Genomic DNA, 21,898 nt, shown 5'->3' on the forward strand with positions numbered 1-21,898 from the left:
CCGTATTTGACGCCAGCCGCATCCATCCGCGCGCGGTGCTTCAAGATGATGTGGGCGAGCTCATGCGCAACGATCACCGGCAACCATTCCGGGTCGAACCCGTCCATGTACGACGCGCCGATCTGGACGATACTGCCGTCGGCGGCAGCCTCGTCGAGTTCGTGCACTTCGAAACGGGCTTGGCATCCGGCGCGGGGCGTCAGCGACACGGTGCGATCAACTCCGGCGTGCCGAATCGCGAATCGCGCGGGAACCTCGGGCGCTAAGTCAGCGATCGCGCGCTCGGCAGCGTCGCGGCGTTTCGTACTTGCCGGATTTGCGGGCAGCGGCGGGTTGAGCAGCGACGCATGGTCACCCACGGCAACGATCCCGTCGTTCGCGACAATGCTGCCGTTGGCGGCTGCGCCATCAGGGAGTATCGCTTCAACCGCGACGGGCGTCGGGAAGGCGAACAGCGCAATCGCATCCGCGCGAATCGACGGCTGATATTGATCGACCGTATGCACCACGAGCCCGACCCAAGCGCGCTTTTCCCGGCACAGCGCGACGTTGCGCACCGCCAGCCGCTGACCGACACTGGCAAGGCGAATATCATCTCGCCGCAGCAGCTCGAGCAATTCACGGATCGTCGGCTGTGGCGCTGGCGCGGCGGCCGCCAGCGACAGCAACAGCGCAATCTTCGAAATCTGCGCCCAACGCCGAACCATAGCCTGTGGTTTACTGGTTGTTGGCGCCCGGGTCATCCCCTAATGGGTCGATCGTTCGAACTGCAGCCTTCTGCCGCAGACCGACGCGTTCGACAAAAGTGACAAAGATGTTTGGCCCGCTGCGCAAAAAAAGAGTGTCGTCCCGCCCCAAAGCGTCCGTTCCCGAAGGTCAGCGGCTCTACGCTATCGGTGACATCCATGGGCGCGACGACTTGCTCGACATGCTGCTCGACAAGATCATGGAAGACGATGCGACGCGCGACGTTGCCGACCAGCAGCTCATCTTCTTGGGCGACCTGATCGATCGAGGCCCCGCGTCGGCGGCCGTCGTCGAACGCGCCATGGCCGTCGCGGCCGCCCTGCCGAATACCCGCTTGCTGATGGGCAACCATGAAGAGGTCTTCCTGAAGGCCATCGCCGGCGACGAAAAGGCCATGCGATTCTTCTGCCGAATCGGCGGTCGCGAGACCATCCTGAGCTATGGGATGAGCGAGCAGGACTATAATCGGTTCGATTATGCAGAGTTGATCGAAGCGATCAGTGCCATGATTCCAGAAGCGCACCGCAAGTTCATCGAATCGTTCGAAGACATGGTGATCGTCGGCGACTATGCCTTTGTTCATGCCGGTATCAAACCATCGGTCCCACTGGCGGATCAACAGCCCAGCGACTTGCGCTGGATACGCGAACAATTTCTCGATTTTGTTGCGCCGCACGAACGAATCATTGTGCATGGCCATACGATCAGCACGTCGATTGACGCGCATGCCAATCGAATCGGGATCGACACCGGTGCCTACGCAACCGGTCGGTTGTCGGCGATGGGCTTCGAAGGCAGCACACGGTGGCCAATCGAAGCTGCGATCATCGATTGATACAATTTTTGTTGCAATGCAGCAAAGAATGTTAGTGCATTTTCATTGAATTCCCCATATAGGGCTGCCGACGCGCAGTGTTGAGCCGCCGTCGTCGTTTTGGTGCGCGTGGGTGACGCGGATAGGGCGTTGCCAAATTATACCCTCTGTGGCAGGGGGATGTTGGTTAAAAGAGGGAGTTACACATGAGCTTTGCAAAGATCCTGGCTTCGGTCGCTGCTGCCTCCTTGGCAGTCTCGCCCGTTATGGCCGCTTCGACCACCCCGGCAGCTGGCCTGTCGCTTGCGCCTGCTCTGAAGTCGCTCCGCGCCTCGGCGCCTGCTGGCAAGAAGAGCAAGATCGGTCAGACCGGCGTGATTGCAATCGTGGTAATCGCTGCTGGTGGTGCGATTGCTGGTATCGTTGCTGGGACCACTGGCCGTAATAACGCGACGAGCCGTTAAGTTTTTCACTGCTGTCCATAACTAAGTCCAACCGTAGGTCGCTGGTGGCTCAACGCCTCAGCGGCCTACGGTCATTTGTGGGTGGCCGCTGAGTTTTCGGCGTCGTGCCAGCCAATCATTTTACTCAGCGGTCCCACCTGTTGCGATTGGCGAGCATCCCAATCGAGGCAGTGACAATCGACTGATACAATTTTTCTTGCAGCGCAGCGCAAATAGCTGGTGCAATCTCATTGAGTTCACCATATAGCGCTGGTCGACGAGCAGTTTTCAGCGGCCGTCGCGAGTTGGATGTGCGTGGGTAGCGCTGGTAAGGCGTTGTCAGATCACCCCCTGTTCGACAGAGGGAATGCAATTAAAAGAGGGAGTTACCAATGAGCTTTGCAAAAATCCTGACTGCGGTCGCCGCTGCTTCGATGGCAGTTACGCCCGTTATGGCCGCTTCGGCCAACCCGGCTGCTGGCCTTTCGCTGGCGCCTGCGATCAAGTCGCTCCGCGCTTCGGCGCCGACCGCCAAGAAGAGCAAGCTCAGCCAGGGCGCCACGATTGCGATCGTCGTGGTTGTCGTTGGTGGCGCAATCGGCGGCATCGTTGCTGGCACCACTGGCGGCTCGAGCCGTTAAGTATATAAACAGTAAAGAAAATGGCGGCTTCGGCCGCCATTTTTTTTGCCGTACGTCATGGCTAGTGCCAGCGACGATGCTTGATTCGGTCGTTCTGGCGGACTAGCCGCCGAATCGGTTTGCTAGGCGCGCACGTTGTGCTTGCCATCGATCGCAGACCAAGATGCACAATCGCTATGCGGCCAAGTGAGCATGACGCTCGCTGGCGGCGGGAGCAGGTCGTCTGCGGCCACTTAACCAAGGAAACTCGATGACGAAGACAGCTGTCGTTACCGGCGCAAGCGGCCAGGACGGCGCCTATTTGGTGGGCCTCCTGCTCGACAAGGGCTACGAAGTCCACGCAACATTTCGCCGGACGAGTTCGGTCAATCTCTGGCGTCTGGCCGAAGTCGGCGTGGAAAATCATCCCCGGCTGAAGCTGGTGGAATTTGACCTCACCGATCTGGGATCGGCGATTCGGCTCATCGAGCGCGCACGCCCCTCCGAAGTCTATAATCTGGCGGCGCAGAGTTTCGTCGGCATTTCATTCGACCAACCATTGACCACGGGTGACATCACAGCGCTCGGGACGACGCGCCTGCTCGAAGCCATTCGCGTGGTCGATCGCTCGATCCGATTCTACCAGGCGTCGACGTCCGAGATGTTCGGGCTGGTGCAGGCCGTCCCGCAAAGCGAATCGACACCTTTCTATCCGCGCAGCCCCTATGGCGTATCCAAGCTCTATGCGCATTGGATGACGGTCAACTACCGCGAGTCCTTCGATATTTTTGGCTCGAGCGGCATCCTCTTCAATCACGAATCACCCCTGCGCGGGCTCGAATTCGTCACGCGCAAGATCACCGACACCGTCGCCAAGATCAGCCTGGGCAAGGCCGAATGCCTTGAGCTGGGCAATCTCGACGCGAAGCGCGACTGGGGATATGCGGCGGAATATGTCGAAGGGATGTGGCGCATGCTGCAGCACGACGTTCCCGACACGTTCGTCCTGGCGACCGGGCGCACCGAAACGGTCCGCACGTTCACAACGCTTGCCTTTCGTCACATCGGGGTCGAGATCGATTGGCGGGGGTCCGGAGAAACCGAATCGGGAGTCGATGCGGCGACCGGTCGTACGCTGGTGCGCATCAATCCGGCGTTCTACCGCCCGGCCGAGGTCGAACTGCTGATCGGCGATGCGTCCAAGGCGCATGACCTGCTCGGCTGGAAACCGACGACGACGCTCGAGCAGCTTTGCCAGATGATGGTCGAAGCCGATCTGCGCCGCAACAAGATCGGGGCATCGTTCTGATGCGTGTCCTCGTGACGGGCCTGAACGGGTTCACGGGTCACTATGTCGCCGATGCATTGAAGGAGGGCGGGCACGACGTCGTCGGTTTGGGCGACGCCGACCTGACCGACGTGGCGGCAATCGATGCGGCCGTCGCGGCGGCCAAGCCAGAAGCCGTCATCCATCTTGCCGGGATAGCCTTTGTCCACTCTCCTAATGTGGCGCGATTCTATGAGGTGAACCAGGTCGGCACGTTCGGCTTGCTCGATGCCGTCGCCAGGCATTCGCCCAATGCGACCGTCGTCGTCGCCAGCAGCGCCAACATTTACGGCGCGCAGCAGTCGGCTTCGTTGGCGGAAACCACGGCGCCCAATCCGCTCAACCATTATGCCCTGAGCAAATATGCGATGGAGCTTGGGACACGCTTTTGGGCGGACCGACTGAACATCGTCATCGTTCGGCCGTTCAACTATACCGGGCGGGGCCAGGACAAGCTTTTCCTGGTGCCGAAGATCGTCGATCACTTCATGCGGCGCGAAGCGAGGATCGAGCTCGGCAACATCGATGTCGCACGCGATTTCAGCGATGTGCGCGACGTGGCCGCCGTCTATCGCGCCATGATCGAAAACGTCCCGGCGGAGCGCGTGATCAACATCAGTACGGGTGTTGGTCATACGGTGCGCCAAATCCTTGCCGCCGCAAGCGCGATGACCGGCCATGCGATCGAGGCCGTCGTCAATCCCGAGTTCGTCCGACCCAATGAGATCGGCTTCCTGGTCGGCGACAATCGACGGTTGCGCGCGTCGATGCCGGATTGGCAGCCGATCGCGTTCGAAGAGACGCTGCGCTGGATGCTTACCGCGAACTGACCGGCATTTATGGAATGCGTTCGATCTGAACGTTTGAAATCTGCGCTGCTGTAGGGCGCTCATCATTGACCAGGGTAAGCGCGAGCACGATCCACTGCGCGCGGCATCCCGCCGGCACCGAAAAGGCCACCGGCGCCGTCACGGCAGTGGCGACCGGAATCGATTCGAAACTGTCGCCGCCGACACAGCTGATCTTCCAGGCCGGCGTCGATCCGTTATCATCGCTGAGCATGGCGGTGTTGCGTAGCCGATAGCGACCGGGCGCGAGGACGAGCATCTGACGGGCGATATTACCATTGAAACCCGCAGGAGCGTTGAAGCTCAGCTGCGGCACACCACCGCCGATCTGAACCTGCAGACCTTCATCGACGGACGGAAACCAGTCGAACACCGAAGGGCTGTCGGCGACGCCGCGAAAATTGGGATCGTTGATCAAGGCAGCCGGATCGCTCGCGCGCAGGACCGTGTGAACATTGCGGGCGCGAGCGACGTCGCCGGCGGTTGTCAGGCGATCGACCACGGCCGTCCAGCCAATGGCGGGGGGATCAAGGCCGAGACGCTTGACCATGAGGTAGAATTCGGCCGCACCGGCAAGATCCGGGGCGGCACTCCCAAGCTGCCCGAGAAAAGGAATGGCCCAAGGCGGCCGCGTTGCCAGCAAGCGTGCGATCGGACCCGCCAGCCGACGATCGCCGATCGCTGCATTCAGCGTGGGGTACATCAAGTCCGGCGCAGATTCAGACGTTCTCAACGCGAAGTCGAAATGGCGCAAGGCACCAGCGACATCGCCCCGCGCGACGCTGTTTTCGACCTGCCAGATGTTGGCGCGCAAGTCGCGGCGTGTAAGGCGCTCCGCAGCAGCCATCAACGCCGCCGATTTCGCGTTACCGCCCTCGACACCCTGAATAATTGCCAATGTGATGGCTGCACTGGCCGCCCCGGCATCACGCGACAGCGCCTGATCCGCAAGCGCGGCGGCGCTCCGCCGCGCGGCGGGGTCGTTGACGTCGCCAAGCAAGTTGCCGGCCATGGTCTGGAGGGCAACGACATTGCGAGGTGCCAGTTGCAACGCCAACGTCGGATTGGCCTCGGCAAGCGCTGAGCCCAAGCTGTCGGCAGCGACATAAACCCCAGCTGAGGCGACAGCGAGTGCCGCAGCGATGCGGACGATCGGATTCATGTCTGTTGCCCCATCAAGCTGCGGCTCAAGTCAGCCGCGAATGCGCCTTCACTTTCGCCTCGGCTGCGGCATCGACGCCATAGCCATAGCCATAGCCATATTCGTAGCCATAGCCGTAATGGGCCTTGCGCGCTTCGAACTTGGTCAGCACGCCGCCGGCGATTCGCACATTGGCGCTGTGGAGGCGCGATAGCGCCGCACGCACCATGCTCGCCCTCACCTCATGCGCTTCGATTGCATAGACCACGGCTTCAACCTTGCCGCCGATCAGCGGCGCGTCGGCCAATCCCATGACCGGCGGGCAATCGATGACGACGTGATCAAACTCGCGCAACACCTCGGTCAACAGTTGCGACAGACGATCGCCGGTCAGCAATTCTGCGGCATTTAGCGGCAGTGGCCCCGCAGCCATGCCGACAAAACCGAACCCTGTTTCGCGGATAAGCAAAGATTCGATCGCGTCGCTGCCAGCCAGATAATTGCTGAGGCCAACCTTACCCGTCGTGTGAACCAGCAAGTGCAAGGTCGGCGACCGCATATCGCCGTCGATGAGCAGGACCTTGCGTCCCGCACGTGCCAGGACAGTCGCAAGCAGCAGCGCCGTCGTCGTCTTGCCCTCGGCAGGCCGCGAGCTCGTGACGGCAAGCGTGCGGGGTGTACCGTGCTCGGTCGCAAACTGGAGGTTGGTCATGACTGCCAGATAAGCGTCGACCAGATCCGACTTGCGGTCGAGTGCAGCCTCGGAAGGTAAGACGCCCTCGAGCTTCGGTACGGTGCCGAGCAGCGGCAGGCCGATGAGCTGTTCGACTTGCGCCGGATCGGCGATTGCGTCCTCGACCTGCTCCAGGATGAAGGCGAGCAGGATACCAACCAGAATACCAGCCACGATCGACGCGAACAGGTTGATCAGCAGACGCGGGCTTGACGGCTTTTCGGGCACGTCGGCATCGTCGACGATCGAAACGTTGTTGACGCCAACACCGCCCGTCACGCCGATTTCCTTGTAGCGCTGCAGCAGGCCTTCATAGAGCTGACGGCTGGTGTCGACCTCGCGCTGGAAGATATTATACTGAATGCTGCGTCGGCGCAGGTCAAGCAGATTGCCCTTCAGCGACGTCACCTGCGAATTGAGACCCGCCTCGCGACTTACCGCCTCGCGATAGGCGTCGGCGATCGAGCGTGAGACGCGCGCTTCCTCTTGCGCGATGCTTCGATCGAGCTGCTTGATCTGTGACTGGATGGCGACCGCAGCCGGATATTGCGGCTGGAACTGCGTCAAGAGCCGCTCATAATCCGCCGCCAACTCGGCGCGCTTCTGGCGCAGGCCCGTGATCGCGTCATTCCTAAGCGACTCGGCGGAAGCATTGCCGCCGGCCTGCCGGTAGCGCGCCTCGGCCTGGATACGGTCCGCAGTTGCCGATGCCCGGGCAAGGTTCATCGCTACAAGATCGTCGGCGACGACCGAGCGTTCGGCCACCTTGCCATCATTTGCCTGCCCCCCCGATACCGGGAGGTTGATGATTTGCTGACTGGTTGCATAGGCGACCAGCTGACGCTCTGACTGCTCGAGCTTGTTGCGTAGCTGGTCGAGGCGGCTTTCAAGAAATTTGCGCGCGTAAGAAGTCGCCTGGTAACGGCGCTCAAGCGTCGACCGGATGAAATTCGCGGTCCACGCATTCGTGATCCGGGATGCCAGCTGCGCATCGGGCGCCGTAAAGCGCACGTCCACCAGCCGCGACAGCCGGGTCGGCGCAATGACGATCCGTTTCAGCAACGCTTCGGCGGCGGCGCGCTCGCGCGCCTTGTGTCCGGCCGCCGGATAGACGTTGTTTACGCGCTTGAATGCGTCTGACGACTGTTTGACGCCGAAGCTATCGAAGAACTGCTTGTTTTCCGGCAAGCCGAGTTGCTGCGCCACTCGAACCGCCAGCGCATTCGACCGGAGCAATCCATATTGCGTCTGATAGAATTCCTGATCGGCGATGCTCGCGTCGCGCTCCACGCCCTGAATATCGACGATCTTGTTGGACTCGCGCGATATCTCGAGAGTTGCGGTCGCCGTATATTGCGGCGTCATCAACAACGTAATGATCAAGCCGATCAGGAAGCAGACAGCAATCGACCCGAGGATGACCAATCGCCAGCGATACGCAATCTGAATATACTGCCGGAACACAGGCATCGCTGTGCCTTGTCCGACCATAAGACTGGTGTCGGCCACCTTCAGCGCATTGGGTGGCACGCGAGCGGGAGTAAGGCTGTTCATGTGCTGTTACAACCTTTGAAATACGGCCACTAGCGGCGCAGCGAGCGCAGGCGTAACCTGAATCAGTGTCTTCAACGCGCGGCTTCTTGGCGAGTCACCTACTATGATTTCGTCGTTAGCGTAGATAACCGGATCGGGATAGATGCCGCGGCGGATTGCTTCGATGTTATAAAGCGCCGCCATGCGCTGTCCGCCGACCGTGCGCAGGATCACTATGTCCTTGGGATCGGCGAACTCGGCAAGCCCTTTCGCGGACGCGATTGCCCGCAGCATCGTGCTCTGGTTCGTCACTGGATATAGTCCGGGCTCGGTCACCTGCCCGTCCACCGTGACCACCTGGCTCACCGAACTCTTGATATTGACGGTCACGTCAGGATTTTTGACAAAGCGATCGCGAAGCTTGGTCTCAATGAAGCGGGCAAGTTCGCCGGCGGTCTTGCCGCGCGCATCAATCGAGCCGATCAGCGGCATCGCGATGTACCCGCTCGCGTCGACCTGAAGGTCACGCGTCAGTTCGGGAACATTGAAGACGTCGACCTTGATGCTGTCGAGCGGACCAACCAAGGCGGGCCGGTCTGCAGCAACCAGATCGGCGCGCTCTGGCGGCGGCAACGCATTGAGCCCCTCCACCACCGTGAGGCCTGGCGCATTCTGGAGCGGGATCTTGCCCCCGCATGCCGACACCAGAAAGACGAGGCAAAGCCCCACAATTGTTTTTCGCATGATTATGTGAAATTCCCTAGGGCCCCTGCGGGCCTATATCGCTCATTTTGAATGGGGTAAAGTCGTTGTCGGCGGCGCGCGGCCCACCGGACTAAGCCAAATCGCGCCGATCATGGCGAGAGCCATGATCATCGGGGTCCGCACCGGATAATCGACCAAGCTCGCGCCGATCGCCAAGGCGAGAATGAAAACCCCGCAATGGCCAAGCAGATTTCGATCGTCTCGCCACACGATCACCGACCGCCACGCAATCCATCCGATTGCAATCGTCAGCAGCACGAGGCCGGCCAAGCCCGACTCGATGATGGGTTGGATGAGATCATTATGCGCATGATTGAAATATTTGGGGCTCAGCAGCGCCAACGGCTCGCGCGAGCGGAACGCATAATCGAAGCCGCCCTGCCCCGTGCCCACGGGAAAATAATCGGCGACCAGCGCCTTTACCGCAGGAAAGGCCCTGACCCGAAGGTCATTCATCCCCTGCTGGTCGACCAGTCTGAAGAAGGTGGTCGCGCGCCCGTTGCGGATGCTGATCGCCACCAGGCCGACAATTGCCGCGATGGCCGCGATCAGCGCGATGATGAAGGCTCGCCGGTTCACGCGGCCGATGGTTTGCGCCGCTGCCGCACGCCACCCGAAGGCGGCACCGCCGACGAGCGCGACCGCTCCCAGCGCCAATCCCGCGCGCGAGCCTGTGGCGCCGATCGACAAGATGAAAAGCGCGATCAGGCCAAGCGCGACCCAGATGCGCCAATTCTGCTCCTTGCTGCCCGCGCTTCCCCAGCGCGCCGCCAACACGATACCGATCGCAAGCGCGAGCGCCTGGTGGTTCCGGTTGGCGAACAATCCCGAAATCGATTCGACTTCATTGGCCCCGCCGTCGGTCAGGAAACCGGTCGACGTAATCTGCTGCAATTCCACGAACGCGCTGGCGATGACCAGAAGCAGAGCTGCCGACAGGACAACTGCAGTCCTGTCGGCGTCGAGCGCACGGTAGCACGCAAGGATCGACCAAGGGACCAACAGGGCACCAAGCGCATTGAATGCGCCATCGGGGTATAAGGCGATCGGCCGCCACCGATCCCCCTGCCCCGCCGCCTGCACAAGCGCCAAGAACGGCTCCCGGCCCGGAAGCATCGCCCAAAGCGACGGCGGCAAAGGCACTAGTTGGATGACGACCACCAATGTCGATGCGATCATCAGCCCCATGACGACCCGCAGATCGCGTCTTGCCTCGGGCGCAGGAAGCACCAGAACGGCTCCGATCGCGAGCGCAGCGGCGAGGCGAACGGCTGCCTGGCCGACGAAATCGGCGCGGGACGATCCGCCGGCAACGGAGATCACCGCCAGCAGCAACACCATGACCAAAGGCGCCGCATTGCGGCGATCAAGGTAGGGATATGCGTCGATCTTGGCCATGGGTGCGATCTATACGGCTCGCTCCATCACGGCAACTGCCCTATCGGCGCGCGTCGCCGCCCCCTATCTGGGACTTGAGTGCAAGTAGGGGTCCAGCAAAAGATGATCGACGAATCAAGGCGCCGGATGCTGCAGGCGGGCATGCTGCTCGCGCCCGGCGCGGTGCGGTTTCCAGCCAGCGCTCAAAGCGCGGCGGCACTGCCGCTGGATCTGAAACTGGCGGGCGACGGGCGAGCCGACGACAGCGCTTCGCTGCAGAGAGTCTATGACCACGTCGCGCGAACGGGCGGGGGAACGATAGCGCTCCCCCCAGGCAGATTCCGAGTCCAGCTGCGGCTGCATAGTCGCTCGGTCAACCTGACGGGCGCAGGCATTGGCGCGACGACGCTCATACCCGCCGATCCGGACGGCGTGGCGATATCCGCCGATTACCAGAACGGCGACCCGCAAAGTGTCGAGATATCAGATCTTAGACTGGCGGGGGCGGTGGCTGGCCGGGGAACGCTGTTTGCAGCCGGGACAGGTAGCGGACGCGACGCCGCCTATTCGGGCGGAACGGGATTTACCCGCGTGGGATTCGAGGGCGCCTATTGCGCGATCCGTCGCGAAAAGGGCTCGATAGGACTTTGGGTCGATCGCTGCCGCTTCGATGCCAATGACTTTCATTTTCTGGTGCGCGGGACCAAGCTCGAGACCGGCGCTTCGGCCATGCATGGCGGCTGCATGAACGTTTCACGATCTTGGCTAACCAATTTCCGCCGAGCGATGGCATTTATCGACAGTCCGACGTCAGGGTCGGGACAGATCATCTTCGACGGCAACATCGTCGAGCTCGGCGCAGGCTTCGTGTTTTACATCAAGGCGTTCAATGCCAGCCTGGCGCCAGCTATCGTGATTCGGGATCAATGGAACGAGGCCGCCGGCACGGCGCGCGACCTGGAAGTCGACGGGCGGAAACATCCGCGCGCGGCATTTCTGTTTGCGCAGGCGGTCACTGCGCCGATCCTGATCGAGAACACGCCGCCGGGCCACTGCATCCTGAAAGCCGCGACGATGCTGACGCGCAACTGCGATCTCACGATGCTGAGCGTCGATAGCGACAATGCCTCGTCGGTCAGTCACGAACATGCCTATGCATTCGAAGGCACGCCGCCGGGCGTGGCGACCAGCATCGCGCCGCCGACTCAACCGTCCGGGCTCCGCACGCCCTGGTTCGAAATGCCGCTGCCGGTTGCGCGCAGTCCGCTATGGAACCAGCAGGTGCTGTGGCGAAGCGACGCAGGGCAAGGCCTCGAGATTCGTCACCCCAAGGGAACGACCACCACGCCTGCGTTGGGGTCGCGTGTTGCCATGGGAACGGCCCATCATATTGATTTGGCCGCCAACGCCGATGCATTCATCGGCAGCGCCCGCCCCGCCAGCGGCGACTGGCTCGTCACCCTTTATCTTTATGAGCTCGGCGATCGCGCGGGGGGTATCGGCCCGACGATCGAAATCAACGGAGCGCTCGGGGTAAGCGGCAAAGGCCAATTACGTGCAGGCGGTTGGCGGATGTTGGTGGGGCTCTGTCGCATCGCAGAAACGCCGCCGGGGCCGCTTGGACTGCTGCACAGGTCGACCAACGCCGCATCGATCACGCTCGGCGGCGCAGCAATCCTGCGATTCGCCGACCTGCAGTCGGCGCTCGACTTCGCAAATCGTGGTGTATTTCCCGGTTGAGCGCTATCTGTTGCGGCGCTGCGCGATCAAGTCGGGAAATTGTTCGAGGCACCGCCGATTGATGGCGTCACGCTCGGGGTCGCGGATCCAGCCCCATTTGTTGAAATAGCGCCCGACGTTCACAATCAGATATTGCAGAAGCTTGCGACTGGGTTGAGCCCGGCTCCGAAATTCGTGGACGATCTTGACGTCGGGAAAGAAGAGCGTCTCGCTTACTTGATGCATGCGCCGCGACAGATCCATGTCTTCGCCGTACAGGAAATAACGTTCGTCAAAGCCGCCGACTTTTTGTAGAACTTCCTGACGCATCAACATGAAACAACCCGAAAGAAACGGGAAGCTCGCAATCCGGTCGTAGCTCCAATCGGTGAATTCATAGCGCTGATTGCGGCGTTGCGCCCAGCGCGTATCCACAAAAGTACGCCGCGCCAGCAAGTCGACCGGCGTGGGAAGCAGCCGACACAGAGTCTGCAGGCGGCCATCGGGATATTCGACCCGCGGCAAGACCAATCCGACATCAGGTCGTTCGTCCATGAACGCGATCAGTCGAGCAACATCCGGCCCGGCGAACTGCAGGTCGCTATTGACGACGAGATGATAGCGTGATCGTCCCGCTGAATCGCGGATGGCGAGATTGTTCGCACGACCATAGCCCAGATTGGCGCCGGGGCGAATGACCGTCACGCAGGTCGGATCGGTTAGCGGCAATGCGACCGGTTCGGGACTGTTGTCGATCAGATAGAGGTGCGTCGGCACCGGGATCGATGCCGTTTGGGCAATCAGCCGAGCGACTTCCTCAGGCGCCGTGTTGTACAACACGCATGACGCGGTCAGGACGAATGGCTCGGTCATCCGGCGAGCACCTTTTCGAGCGCATCATAAGTCAGGCGCGCGGTGTGACTCCACGTCATCCGCGCGGCGTTCGTCCGTCCGCGCTCGATCATCAAGCCCCGCAAAGCCGGATCGGCTTCGAGCCGCACCACTTGGTCGACCAATTGGTCGGGATCGTGCGGATCGAAAAACAGCGCACCCTCGCCGGCGACTTCGGGAAGGCAGGAACTGTTCGACGAAATCACCATGCCGCCGACCGACTGGGCCTCGACGATCGGCATGCAAAAGCCCTCGTAGAGCGACGCGACGACAAGCGCGAAGGCGTCCTGGTACAGGGCGACGAGACGCTCATTATCGATCTTGCCGGTCGCCTCGACAAAGGCCGTCGCGTCGTGCGCAGCGATGGCGTGTTTCAGTTGATCTACCGGATCCGACCCGACATGGATAAGCCGCAAGGGCAATCCGCGCGCGCGCAGCCGCTTGACCGCATCGACGACCACGCCGACATTCTTGTTTGGCATCAGGTTCGCCACCATCAGCAAAAACGGCCCCTCGATACCGCTTGTGCCTGCACGTGGTGAGCGATCGTTCAGGCGACTGCCACACGGCGTCACGACCACGCGCTCGGCCGGGACACCCAGATATTTGATGATATCGCGGCGGCTGTTTTCCGAGATGGTCAACAAGAGCTTGGATACACGCGCAGTAGCGGGAATCATCAAGCCCCAGTAATAATATTGGAACCGGTTCGCGAACTGCGGCTCCACCCGGTAATACATGTCGTAGATGTGCGCCGCGAGCTTGGGCGCGCCGAACAGCGGGCTGACGAAGGAAGGGCTCAGCAACAAATCGACCTTGTCGGCGCGGGTCCGCCATGGGAGGACAAATTGCTCGTAAAGAACGCGTTTGATGCGTCCGCGCTCGCCATCGATGAAGCTGATGTACGGCGCCGCCGCGTCACTGAAATGGTGTCGCGCCGAGGCCTGGGCATAACCGCGCAACGTGAGATGTGGCCGCTCGGGCAATTGCGCCACCATCTGCTCGAACATTTCGACGGCATGATATCCCGGCCCGGTCAGCGGCCGCGCTTCGATGAACGTCAGGTTCACCCCGACCAGCTTGGGCTTCATGCCTTCGCCCCTGACGACCGGCGAAAACATGTCGCCCAGGCGATCGGCAAGGCGCCGAGAAGAAGCAGCGTCGTCGGCGTGAAATAGCCTGCGCCGCGCACGAACATCTCGACCGAAAACGCCACCACAGAGGCAAGCGCAAGCGTGGTCGATGCCGACGGGGCCGCTTGGCCCCGCTTCCCCCGCAGCTTGAGGATCGAAAAGCCGACGAGCATCACAAAGGTTGCGACCAACACCAGTCCGAACACCCCTAGTTCGGCAACGAGCTTGGCGCCGGTAAATCCGCCATCGAAGAGATTGAGATCGTCGCGAAGCAGTCGATAGATCAGATTGGTCGTGGGGCTGTACAGGTTCACGACGCCGAGCTGCTGATAGCCGATACCCAGGAAATTTGTCGTTCGCAAACCGCCCTCGGCAAGTTCCAGGCCTTGCAGATAAACGAGCGTCGACAAGTTCGTCGTTCCGTAGCTAAAATCAAGCCGATCGGTGAAATAAGAAAGATCGATGTAATTCGCCGCCAGCGGTGCGCCCGCGATCGACAACAGCACGAGAATACGGTCAGCACGGATCAGTGCGCCAAGCAACGTGCAGACGAGCAGCGACAGGTTCTGAAGCAACAGCGCTAATGCTAGTGAAATCAAGATGACACTGTAACGAGCAACCAACTTGGATCGCACCGCCAGATAGATGATGAACGGCGCCATCGCCAAGGCGTAATGCGACGGTTCCGTGAACGGAAAAACGGTCTTGTCACCGCCGACGATGCTCGCCGGTTGGTAGCCGCCGAGGCCGTTGACACCGATCACCACGAAGACTGCGAAACTGAACCAGACGATGCGATCCACCGACGTGTCCGGCAAAGTGAACAAATTGATCCGCAACACGGTGGTGGTCAAAATCACCGTCACCAGTGGCACCAGCGACGTTATCGCGCGGACCAGATCGATATCGTTGAAATAGCTTACAATGATCGCATGGGAGCCGATGACGACTGCCAGCAGCGCTGAAATCAAAAAACTGGTGGTCAGCGACGACGCCGTGGGCGCGCGCACAATGCCGATCACCGCCAATACGCAGATGACACCGCATGCAGTAACCACACCGGTCGTGAAAGAGCCGACGTCAAACAGATAGCGCAAGATCGACGGCACCAGGAACGGCATCAGCACAAGAACGAGCGTCCGGCCGATGTCCTCCATGACTGACGTCCGGTCGCCATTTTGCGGCATCGCCATCGGCGGAACCAGCACGCCGCGTGTCATAGCCCGGCAACCACTATCGGCGCGCTCCATCCCCATTTCGTTATCTGCATCCTTGCAAGTCCGACGTACACCCTACGATCTCCTGCAGCTTCGCCCCGACTATCCATTAACCAACCGACGCGGCTAGGCCCGAAAGTACTGATCTATAGGCCAGCAAGGAGTTTCTCACTGTCTCTTGTCCGGTCAGTAGTCTGAGAGTCCATTTAGCGATGGACATACTCGCCGCAAATATAGCTGACAAATATCCCATATTCTTTCGAACAAATATAATATGGTTTTTACAGTTCATTACAATTGAAAATTCACTCCTAGCGCCACCTGTCGTCGCGCTAACAACATGCTCTACGATTACTTCATAATCCAAGTATATAGAGTACCCTCTTCGAATTAGTTGAAGGCAAAGGTCCGCGTCTTCCCAATATACAAAAAATCGCTCATCAAAACCACCCACATCTTCAAACGCGAGTCTATCAATGAGAAACACGCAAGCAGGCGCAAACTGCGTTCTTGCGACGCCAAATTTGCCCGATGTCCGAACCCTGCCCTGCTTGAGGTGGTAATTTATGATTCCCCGGAGCGAGCTAAACACCCCTCCTTCATACCAAATTTTCTGAGTGCCGTCGGCGTAAATAATGACAGGGGATATAGCGCCTCCTCCCTGCGAATCGAGCGATTCAGAAAGCGCAACTATCGGATCACCTGTCAGAAAGACGTCATTATTTATAAACAAAAACCTATCCGGCGAATATCTCTCCGAAAATCGTGCGGCCTGATTGCACGCACATCCAAAGCCAACATTCACATCATTCAATATGACATCGACAAATGGACTACTGAAATTAGATAGAAAATTCCTCGTGTCATCGCTTGATGAGTTATCGACAATTATCAGGCGAACATTAGAGCCGAGCAGAGGAACAATACTATCCAAGAATTTAAGGAATACGCCTGCGCTAATGGCATTATACGTAACAGTTATTGCAGCAATCATAAACCGCCTACAGACGGCTTGTATCCACTCAACTGAAATGCCCAACAAAAATTCGGTTTGAAGATGCTTAGCGTCAAAGTGTTCAGTATCTGCGATTTTCCGCCTCCGAGCAAGGGGACAACCTTGCAATCTTCTAGACCAGAACGCGCTAGCAATTCTGCTGCAGACTGTTCAGTAAAAAATCTCAGGTGGGTCCGATCTAAAATTCCCTCGGCTTGATACTCAAACCGGCCTCGCGTGATTAATGGTACCGTAACGGAAATATGCTGAATATTTGGAACAGCACCAATAAACTGCCCCCCTGGTCGAAGCAGATCAACGAGCCGTTTGAGCGTTGACCAGGGATCAACCAAATGTTCTAGCACGTGGCTGGCGACGAGCAGATCGAGATCGCTCCCAATTTCTTCATCGTCTATGTCATCAATCGATCCGCAGATGATTTTCGCATTCGGATTGCGAGCACGGGCTCGTTCTGCAACTTGGTTCTCAAGTTCGATCCCAATTAAGCGACTATATCCACGTTCGCCTAGTGCCTGCAAAAATGAACCAGTAGCGCAACCGATCTCAAGAGCGGATGAGCCCGTGACCGTTATCGCGTCCAGCAATTGACTCTGATCGTGGTCAAAATAGTCGTCGTTATCTACATTCGGATCATTCATCTTTACATCCCTCCAAAGTGGCGCATCATCTTACTGCCTCTCGAACGTAATTCGTTCATTTGTTGGATGACCAATTTTCGATCAGCACTATCCAGCGCGACAAAAAAGCAAGCAATTGAGCTCACCGATAATACCAGAAGTATGTAAAGCACGCCTCCCATATTGCGGTCTATTTGAGCATAGTCGGCGGGAATTACAATCAAGCTTATGATTAATATAGCCGCCAAGGGCCTGTAAAGAGCTGATCGTATATAAACCACAATGTCATAATTGTCGAATACGTTCCGCAGAGGGTTCACGTATAGAACCAGACCTATCCCAACGAAAGCACTCACGACTTTTGCGGTCAGGATGCCCGCCAGCCCATACATTGACCCAAGCCAAACGCTTAAAGAAACGTTAGCGATCCCTTCAATAATCGGTGTCCAAGCGATGGATCGGTGTCCTCCAGTCGCAATAGCAGCAGAGACATAAGGCGTTAAAATCGAACGAATTAGAGTTGCGGTAGCCAAAACCATAATTATTTCTGAAGACTGGTACCCATACGATTTTCCGAGCCATAAATCCGCAACATCGCGAGCGCAGAATATAAAAATTGATGACGCGACGACTGCTATTGAGAGAATGAATCTAGAAGCCGATTCAACGGTATGCATCGCGTCTTCGTGGGCGCCTTCTGCATAGCTCTTTGCGATAGGAGGAACGAGAGCGTTAGCTAGAGATCCTAGAATTCCATTGATTACTGCGGCTAGGCTCGCGCTAACTGCGTAATACGGCGTGGCGGCATAATCGTATCGCCCAACAATAAGCAAATCGAGGCCGCTGATAAGCAGCATCGCGAAGTTCCAGATCGTCAGGCTGAAACAAAAGCTGGCCAGCTCACTCACATGTTTCTTAGCGACGTAGCCGATGCTGAGTTCGGGGGCATGCGTCCGCGTACGCCACGCGTAAGCGAGACCCGCCACCGTGCCGATCGAAATGATGGCATACACTAGCCCCAATACGCCCAAGTTCCTAGACAGCCCAGCGATCACCAGTCCCAACGCAAGAGCCAGTCGACCAAGCCCTTGAATCTTGGCCGGTACATCCGATTTCTGCATGCCCGTAAAGACCGCGGCGAAAACCGATGACGGCAGATTGATCGCAAGCGCCAACCCGACCAGCACGATGGCCCAGCGCGTCTGGCCGACCAGTTCGGGAGCGAGGTTCGGCACCAGCCATTCAATCGTCAGCGCAACGCCGCAAATCGCCAGCCAGCCGATCACGCTCGCGCATGCCAGGAACCAGAACGCCGTCGCGACGATGCCGTCGCGCGCAGCATAATCCTCGCGCGCCTCGTGATAGGCGACATAGCGGCCGACCGCCATCTGGATGCCGAAGCCGAACAGCGACACATAGGTGCCAATCTGGAGCGCGAGCGCCCAGGCACCATAGGCCTCCGGCGTCAGCAGCCGGGTGAGGAATGGCGGCACGAGCACGGCAACGACCGCGCTCGAGCTGCCGTTGATCGCGTTCCAGATCGCATTGGATAGGACTTTGGCCTGCACGGCGCCGCCCTCAGCCCTTCGGACGGTCGAGCAGCGGGCGCCACCAGGATTCGTTCGCCAGATACCAGGCCAGCGTCGAGGCGAAACCCTCGGCAAAGGTGCGCGACGGGGCATAGCCGAGCTCTTCGCGCGCCTTGGTCTCGTCGATCGCATAGCGGCGATCATGGCCCAGCCGGTCCTTGACGAAGGTCTTGAGTTCAGCAGTCGATCCGCCGCGAGCGGCCGGCGACTCTGGGAATGCCGCCGCCAGCGCCGGATCGGCGGCAAACGCCGCGTCGACCGTGCGGATGATCTCGTCGATGACCACGACATTGGGCAGTTCCTGCCCGCCGCCGATGTTGTAGGTTTCGCCCGCGCGGCCCTTGAGCATCGCCGCCTCGATCCCGCGGCAATGATCCTCGACGTGCAGCCAGTCGCGCACGTTCATGCCGTCGCCGTAGATCGGCAGTGCGCGGCCGTGCAATGCATTCAGCAGGAACAGCGGGATCAGCTTTTCGGGAAACTGGTAAGGCCCGTAGTTATTGGAGCAATTGGTCGTCGTGACGTCGAGGCCATAGGTGTGATGATAAGCACGCACGAGATGGTCGCTCGCCGCCTTGGACGCCGAATAGGGCGAATTGGGCGCATATGCCGTGGTCTCGGCAAAGGCCGGGTCGTTCGGCCCCAGGCTGCCATAGACTTCGTCGGTAGAAATATGGTGGAACCGGTGGAGCATGCCGCTGCCCGCGTCGAGCCAGCGCGCTTTGGCGGCCTTGAGCAGGCTGTGGGTGCCGATGACATTGGTATCGATGAACGCATCGGGGCCGTCGATCGATCGGTCGACATGACTTTCGGCTGCAAAATGGACGATCGTGTCGATCGCATGATCGCCCAGCAACGTCTTGACCAGATCGGTATCGCGAATGTCGCCATGGACGAACTCGATCGAATTGAGTCCGCCCAGATTGGCGCGATTGCCGGCATAGGTCAGTGCGTCGAGGACGATGATCGAATCGCTCGGATGATGCGCGGCCCAGTAATGAACGAAATTCGCGCCGATGAAGCCGGCGCCGCCGGTGACGAGCAGATTAGCCATGAAGCAGTTCCTGAAGCATCGTGCGAAGGTTCGTTCGCCAGTGCGGGGCGGGCCACCCCAAAGCGGCCCAAGTCGCGCTGCTGTCAAGCAGCGAATAGGCCGGGCGGCGGGCCGGTGTGGGATAGTCCTCGGTCCGGATCGGGACGATCGTCGCGGCACGGTCGAGCAGCCCGATCGCCAGCGCTTCTTCCTGGATCGCGACGGCGAAATCATACCAGCTAGCGGCGCCTGCATCGCTGTAGTGCATGATCCCCTGCGCGCCGGCATCGGCGAGCGTCCACATCGCGGCAGCGAGACCGGGGGCATAGGTGGGTGCGCCGATCTGGTCGGCGACGACGCGGATTTCGGGCCGTTCGCCCATCAATCGCAGCATGGTCTTGACGAAATTGCCGCCGTGCGGGGCATAGACCCAGGCGGTTCGGATGACGAGCGCGTCGGGCGCATTGGCGATCGCGCGGTGCTCGCCGTCGAGCTTGGTCGCGCCATAGACCCCGAGCGGATTGGTCGGCGCGTCGGGCGGGATCGGCCGCGACGCGCCGTCGCCGAACACGAAATCGGTCGAGATGTGTATCAGCTTGGCGCCGCGCTTGCTGGCGAGGCTTGCCAGCGTGCCCACCGCATCGCCATTGACCGCTTGCGCTGCCGCCTGATCGATCTCGGCCCGATCGACCGCCGTATAGGCGGCTGCATTCAGGATCAGGTCGGGGGCGCAGTCGTCGACGAAAGCCGTCACCGCGTCGGGCTGGGTCAAATCGAGCTCGTCGCGATCGATGGCGGTAATTTCGGCGTCGGCCGGCGCGCATTTGAGCAGGGCGTCGCCCAACTGGCCACGATGGCCCGTTATCAACACTTTCATGCAAAAGTCTCTGCGTCGGCGAGCAACGCGCCCGCTTGATCCTTGGCGGCCACCAGCGGCTCGCCAATCCCCTCGAGCGGCCAATCGATACCGACAGCAGGATCGGACCAAAGCACCGTGCGCTCATGCGCCGGTGCATAAAGATCGGTACATTTGTACATGAAATCGGTGCCGTCTTCCAGACAAAGGAAACCATGCGCAAAGCCGGGCGGAACCCAAAGCACGCGCTTGTTTTCCTCGCTCAGCAGGAAGCCCTCCCACTTGCCGAAGGTGGGCGAACTGCGCCGCAGATCAAGCGCGACGTCAAAGACGCTCCCGGTGGCAACGCGGACCAGCTTTCCCTGCGTATGGGCAATCTGGTAATGCATGCCGCGCAAAACGCCCTTGGCCGAACGGCTATGGTTGTCCTGAACGAAATCAAGATCGAGCGCGGCCTCGGCATAGGCGCGCTTGCTCCATGTTTCGAGAAAGAAGCCGCGCGCGTCGCCGAACACCCGCGGTTCGATCAGCAGGACGCCGGGCAGTGTCGTCTCGATGACGTTCATCGCGTGCCACCCTCGGTCAGCAATTTGAGCAGATAATCGCCGTAGCCGCTCTTGCGCAGCGGCGCGGCGATCTTCGACAGCCCGTCATCATCGATAAAGCCCATACGCCAGGCGATTTCTTCGGGGCAGCAGATCTTGATGCCCTGACGATCCTCGAGGATCTTGGTGAACAGCGACGCGTCGAGGAGCGAGGCGTGTGTGCCCGTATCGAGCCAGGCATAGCCGGCCCCCATCAGTTCCACGCGCAACGTCCCCGCTTCGAGATAGAGGCGATTGACGTCGGTGATTTCCAACTCGCCGCGTGGCGACGGGCTGATCTGGTGCGCGTAATCGACGACGCGGGAATCATAGAAATAAAGCCCGGTCACGGCGTAATTCGAGCGCGGCGCGGCCGGCTTTTCCTCGAGTGTTTCGGCGCGCCCGTCGGCGTCGAACGAAACCACGCCATATCGTTCGGGGTCTGCCACATGATAGCCAAAGACGGTCGCGCCGTCGACCTGGTCATCCGCTGCTGCCAGCAAGCGACCAAGGCCACTGCCGTGGAAGATATTGTCGCCGAGCACCAGCGCACTCGGTCCACCCGCGACGAATTCGGCGCCGATATGGAAAGCCTGGGCCAGACCGCCGGGCGATGGCTGGACGGCGAATTCGATCCGCATGCCCCACTGGCTACCGTCACCGAGCAACGCGCGGAACGCCGCTTGATCGTGCGGCGTGGTGATGATCAGCACTTCCCTGATCCCGGCGAGCATCAGCACCGAGAGCGGATAATAGATCATCGGCTTGTCATAAACCGGCATCAACTGCTTGCTCATCGCCAACGTAATCGGATGAAGCCGTGTGCCCGCGCCGCCAGCCAAAATGATTCCCTTCCGCGCGACGCGTACGTTCATGCTGTTACTCCCTGATTTTTT

General features: G+C 59.8%; 20 protein-coding genes and 1 pseudogene. 6 read left to right on the forward strand and 15 right to left on the reverse strand.

Annotated elements, in window-relative coordinates:
- Positions 1-707 (reverse strand): annotated as a pseudogene (locus tag K2W81_RS13020) (peptidase M48 family protein); the annotation flags it as partial.
- Between the two features lie 107 nt (positions 708-814).
- Here K2W81_RS13020 and K2W81_RS13025 point away from each other — a divergent pair.
- The 5 genes from K2W81_RS13025 to K2W81_RS13045 all read left to right on the forward strand — a co-directional run bounded on the left by K2W81_RS13025 (position 815) and on the right by K2W81_RS13045 (position 4,781).
- Entirely contained in the window at positions 815-1,582 is a 768-nt protein-coding gene (locus tag K2W81_RS13025) for a metallophosphoesterase (RefSeq protein ID WP_294104963.1), read from the forward strand.
- Positions 1,583-1,767: 185 nt separating this feature from the next.
- Complete coding sequence (locus K2W81_RS13030) at positions 1,768-2,025, forward strand: hypothetical protein (protein WP_294104965.1); 258 nt, start codon at positions 1,768-1,770, stop codon at positions 2,023-2,025.
- A gap of 371 nt (positions 2,026-2,396) precedes the next feature.
- Positions 2,397-2,645 carry a hypothetical protein gene (locus tag K2W81_RS13035; protein WP_294104968.1) on the forward strand — a complete coding sequence of 83 codons (249 nt, stop codon included), beginning with the start codon at positions 2,397-2,399 and terminating at the stop codon, positions 2,643-2,645.
- A 250-nt stretch (positions 2,646-2,895) separates the two neighbouring features.
- Positions 2,896-3,933, forward strand: a complete 1,038-nt coding sequence (gene gmd, locus K2W81_RS13040) for a GDP-mannose 4,6-dehydratase (RefSeq protein WP_294104969.1) — start codon at positions 2,896-2,898, stop codon at positions 3,931-3,933.
- Entirely contained in the window at positions 3,933-4,781 is an 849-nt protein-coding gene (locus K2W81_RS13045; protein ID WP_294104971.1) for a GDP-mannose 4,6-dehydratase, read from the forward strand. The genes gmd and K2W81_RS13045 overlap by 1 nt, the downstream gene beginning before the upstream one ends.
- Before the next feature lie 7 nt (positions 4,782-4,788).
- On the opposite strand, the gene K2W81_RS13050 is transcribed toward K2W81_RS13045, so the two are convergent.
- The 4 genes from K2W81_RS13050 to K2W81_RS13065 all read right to left on the reverse strand — a co-directional run bounded on the left by K2W81_RS13050 (position 4,789) and on the right by K2W81_RS13065 (position 10,369).
- Positions 4,789-5,856, reverse strand: coding sequence for a hypothetical protein (locus K2W81_RS13050; protein WP_294104973.1), 1,068 nt, complete (start codon positions 5,854-5,856; stop codon positions 4,789-4,791).
- Positions 5,857-5,986: 130 nt separating this feature from the next.
- Entirely contained in the window at positions 5,987-8,227 is a 2,241-nt protein-coding gene (locus K2W81_RS13055; protein WP_294104975.1) for a polysaccharide biosynthesis tyrosine autokinase, read from the reverse strand.
- Between the two features lie 6 nt (positions 8,228-8,233).
- On the reverse strand, positions 8,234-8,950 hold the full coding sequence (locus K2W81_RS13060) for a polysaccharide biosynthesis/export family protein (RefSeq protein ID WP_294104977.1): 717 nt from the start codon (positions 8,948-8,950) through the stop codon (positions 8,234-8,236).
- Between the two features lie 42 nt (positions 8,951-8,992).
- Positions 8,993-10,369, reverse strand: a complete 1,377-nt coding sequence (locus K2W81_RS13065; protein ID WP_294104979.1) for an O-antigen ligase — start codon at positions 10,367-10,369, stop codon at positions 8,993-8,995.
- Positions 10,370-10,471: 102 nt separating this feature from the next.
- Between K2W81_RS13065 and K2W81_RS13070 the strand changes: the two genes are divergently transcribed.
- The gene (locus K2W81_RS13070) at positions 10,472-12,088 is read left to right on the forward strand and encodes a glycosyl hydrolase family 28-related protein (RefSeq protein WP_294104980.1); all 1,617 of its coding nucleotides are present in this window, start codon (positions 10,472-10,474) and stop codon (positions 12,086-12,088) included.
- Between the two features lie 3 nt (positions 12,089-12,091).
- Here K2W81_RS13070 and K2W81_RS13075 read toward each other — a convergent pair whose 3' ends face one another.
- The 10 genes from K2W81_RS13075 to rfbA form a co-directional block, all read right to left on the reverse strand.
- The gene (locus K2W81_RS13075) at positions 12,092-12,940 is read right to left on the reverse strand and encodes a glycosyltransferase (RefSeq protein WP_294104981.1); all 849 of its coding nucleotides are present in this window, start codon (positions 12,938-12,940) and stop codon (positions 12,092-12,094) included.
- Positions 12,937-14,049, reverse strand: a complete 1,113-nt coding sequence (locus K2W81_RS13080) for a glycosyltransferase family 1 protein (RefSeq protein ID WP_294104983.1) — start codon at positions 14,047-14,049, stop codon at positions 12,937-12,939. The genes K2W81_RS13075 and K2W81_RS13080 overlap by 4 nt, the downstream gene beginning before the upstream one ends.
- Positions 14,046-15,341: a hypothetical protein gene (locus K2W81_RS13085; protein ID WP_294104985.1), complete on the reverse strand. Its 1,296-nt coding sequence runs from the start codon at positions 15,339-15,341 to the stop codon at positions 14,046-14,048. The genes K2W81_RS13080 and K2W81_RS13085 overlap by 4 nt, the downstream gene beginning before the upstream one ends.
- Before the next feature lie 76 nt (positions 15,342-15,417).
- Positions 15,418-16,302 carry a glycosyltransferase family 2 protein gene (locus K2W81_RS13090; protein WP_294104987.1) on the reverse strand — a complete coding sequence of 295 codons (885 nt, stop codon included), beginning with the start codon at positions 16,300-16,302 and terminating at the stop codon, positions 15,418-15,420.
- The gene (locus K2W81_RS13095; RefSeq protein ID WP_294104989.1) at positions 16,299-16,961 is read right to left on the reverse strand and encodes a class I SAM-dependent methyltransferase; all 663 of its coding nucleotides are present in this window, start codon (positions 16,959-16,961) and stop codon (positions 16,299-16,301) included. Before K2W81_RS13095 ends, K2W81_RS13090 begins: the two co-directional genes overlap by 4 nt.
- Before the next feature lie 2 nt (positions 16,962-16,963).
- Complete coding sequence (locus tag K2W81_RS13100; RefSeq protein WP_294104990.1) at positions 16,964-18,508, reverse strand: oligosaccharide flippase family protein; 1,545 nt, start codon at positions 18,506-18,508, stop codon at positions 16,964-16,966.
- Positions 18,509-18,518: 10 nt separating this feature from the next.
- On the reverse strand, positions 18,519-19,583 hold the full coding sequence (gene rfbB, locus K2W81_RS13105) for a dTDP-glucose 4,6-dehydratase (RefSeq protein WP_294104992.1): 1,065 nt from the start codon (positions 19,581-19,583) through the stop codon (positions 18,519-18,521).
- Positions 19,576-20,439: a dTDP-4-dehydrorhamnose reductase gene (gene rfbD / locus K2W81_RS13110; RefSeq protein ID WP_294104994.1), complete on the reverse strand. Its 864-nt coding sequence runs from the start codon at positions 20,437-20,439 to the stop codon at positions 19,576-19,578. The genes rfbB and rfbD overlap by 8 nt, the downstream gene beginning before the upstream one ends.
- Entirely contained in the window at positions 20,436-20,984 is a 549-nt protein-coding gene (rfbC, locus tag K2W81_RS13115; protein ID WP_294104996.1) for a dTDP-4-dehydrorhamnose 3,5-epimerase, read from the reverse strand. The genes rfbD and rfbC overlap by 4 nt, the downstream gene beginning before the upstream one ends.
- Entirely contained in the window at positions 20,981-21,877 is an 897-nt protein-coding gene (gene rfbA / locus K2W81_RS13120; protein WP_294104998.1) for a glucose-1-phosphate thymidylyltransferase RfbA, read from the reverse strand. The genes rfbC and rfbA overlap by 4 nt, the downstream gene beginning before the upstream one ends.
- Between the last annotated feature and the right edge of the window lie 21 nt (positions 21,878-21,898).

Origin of the sequence: Sphingomonas sp., assembly GCF_019749955.1 — a bacterium.
In the GTDB taxonomy this organism is placed as follows: Bacteria; Pseudomonadota; Alphaproteobacteria; order Sphingomonadales; family Sphingomonadaceae; genus Sphingomonas.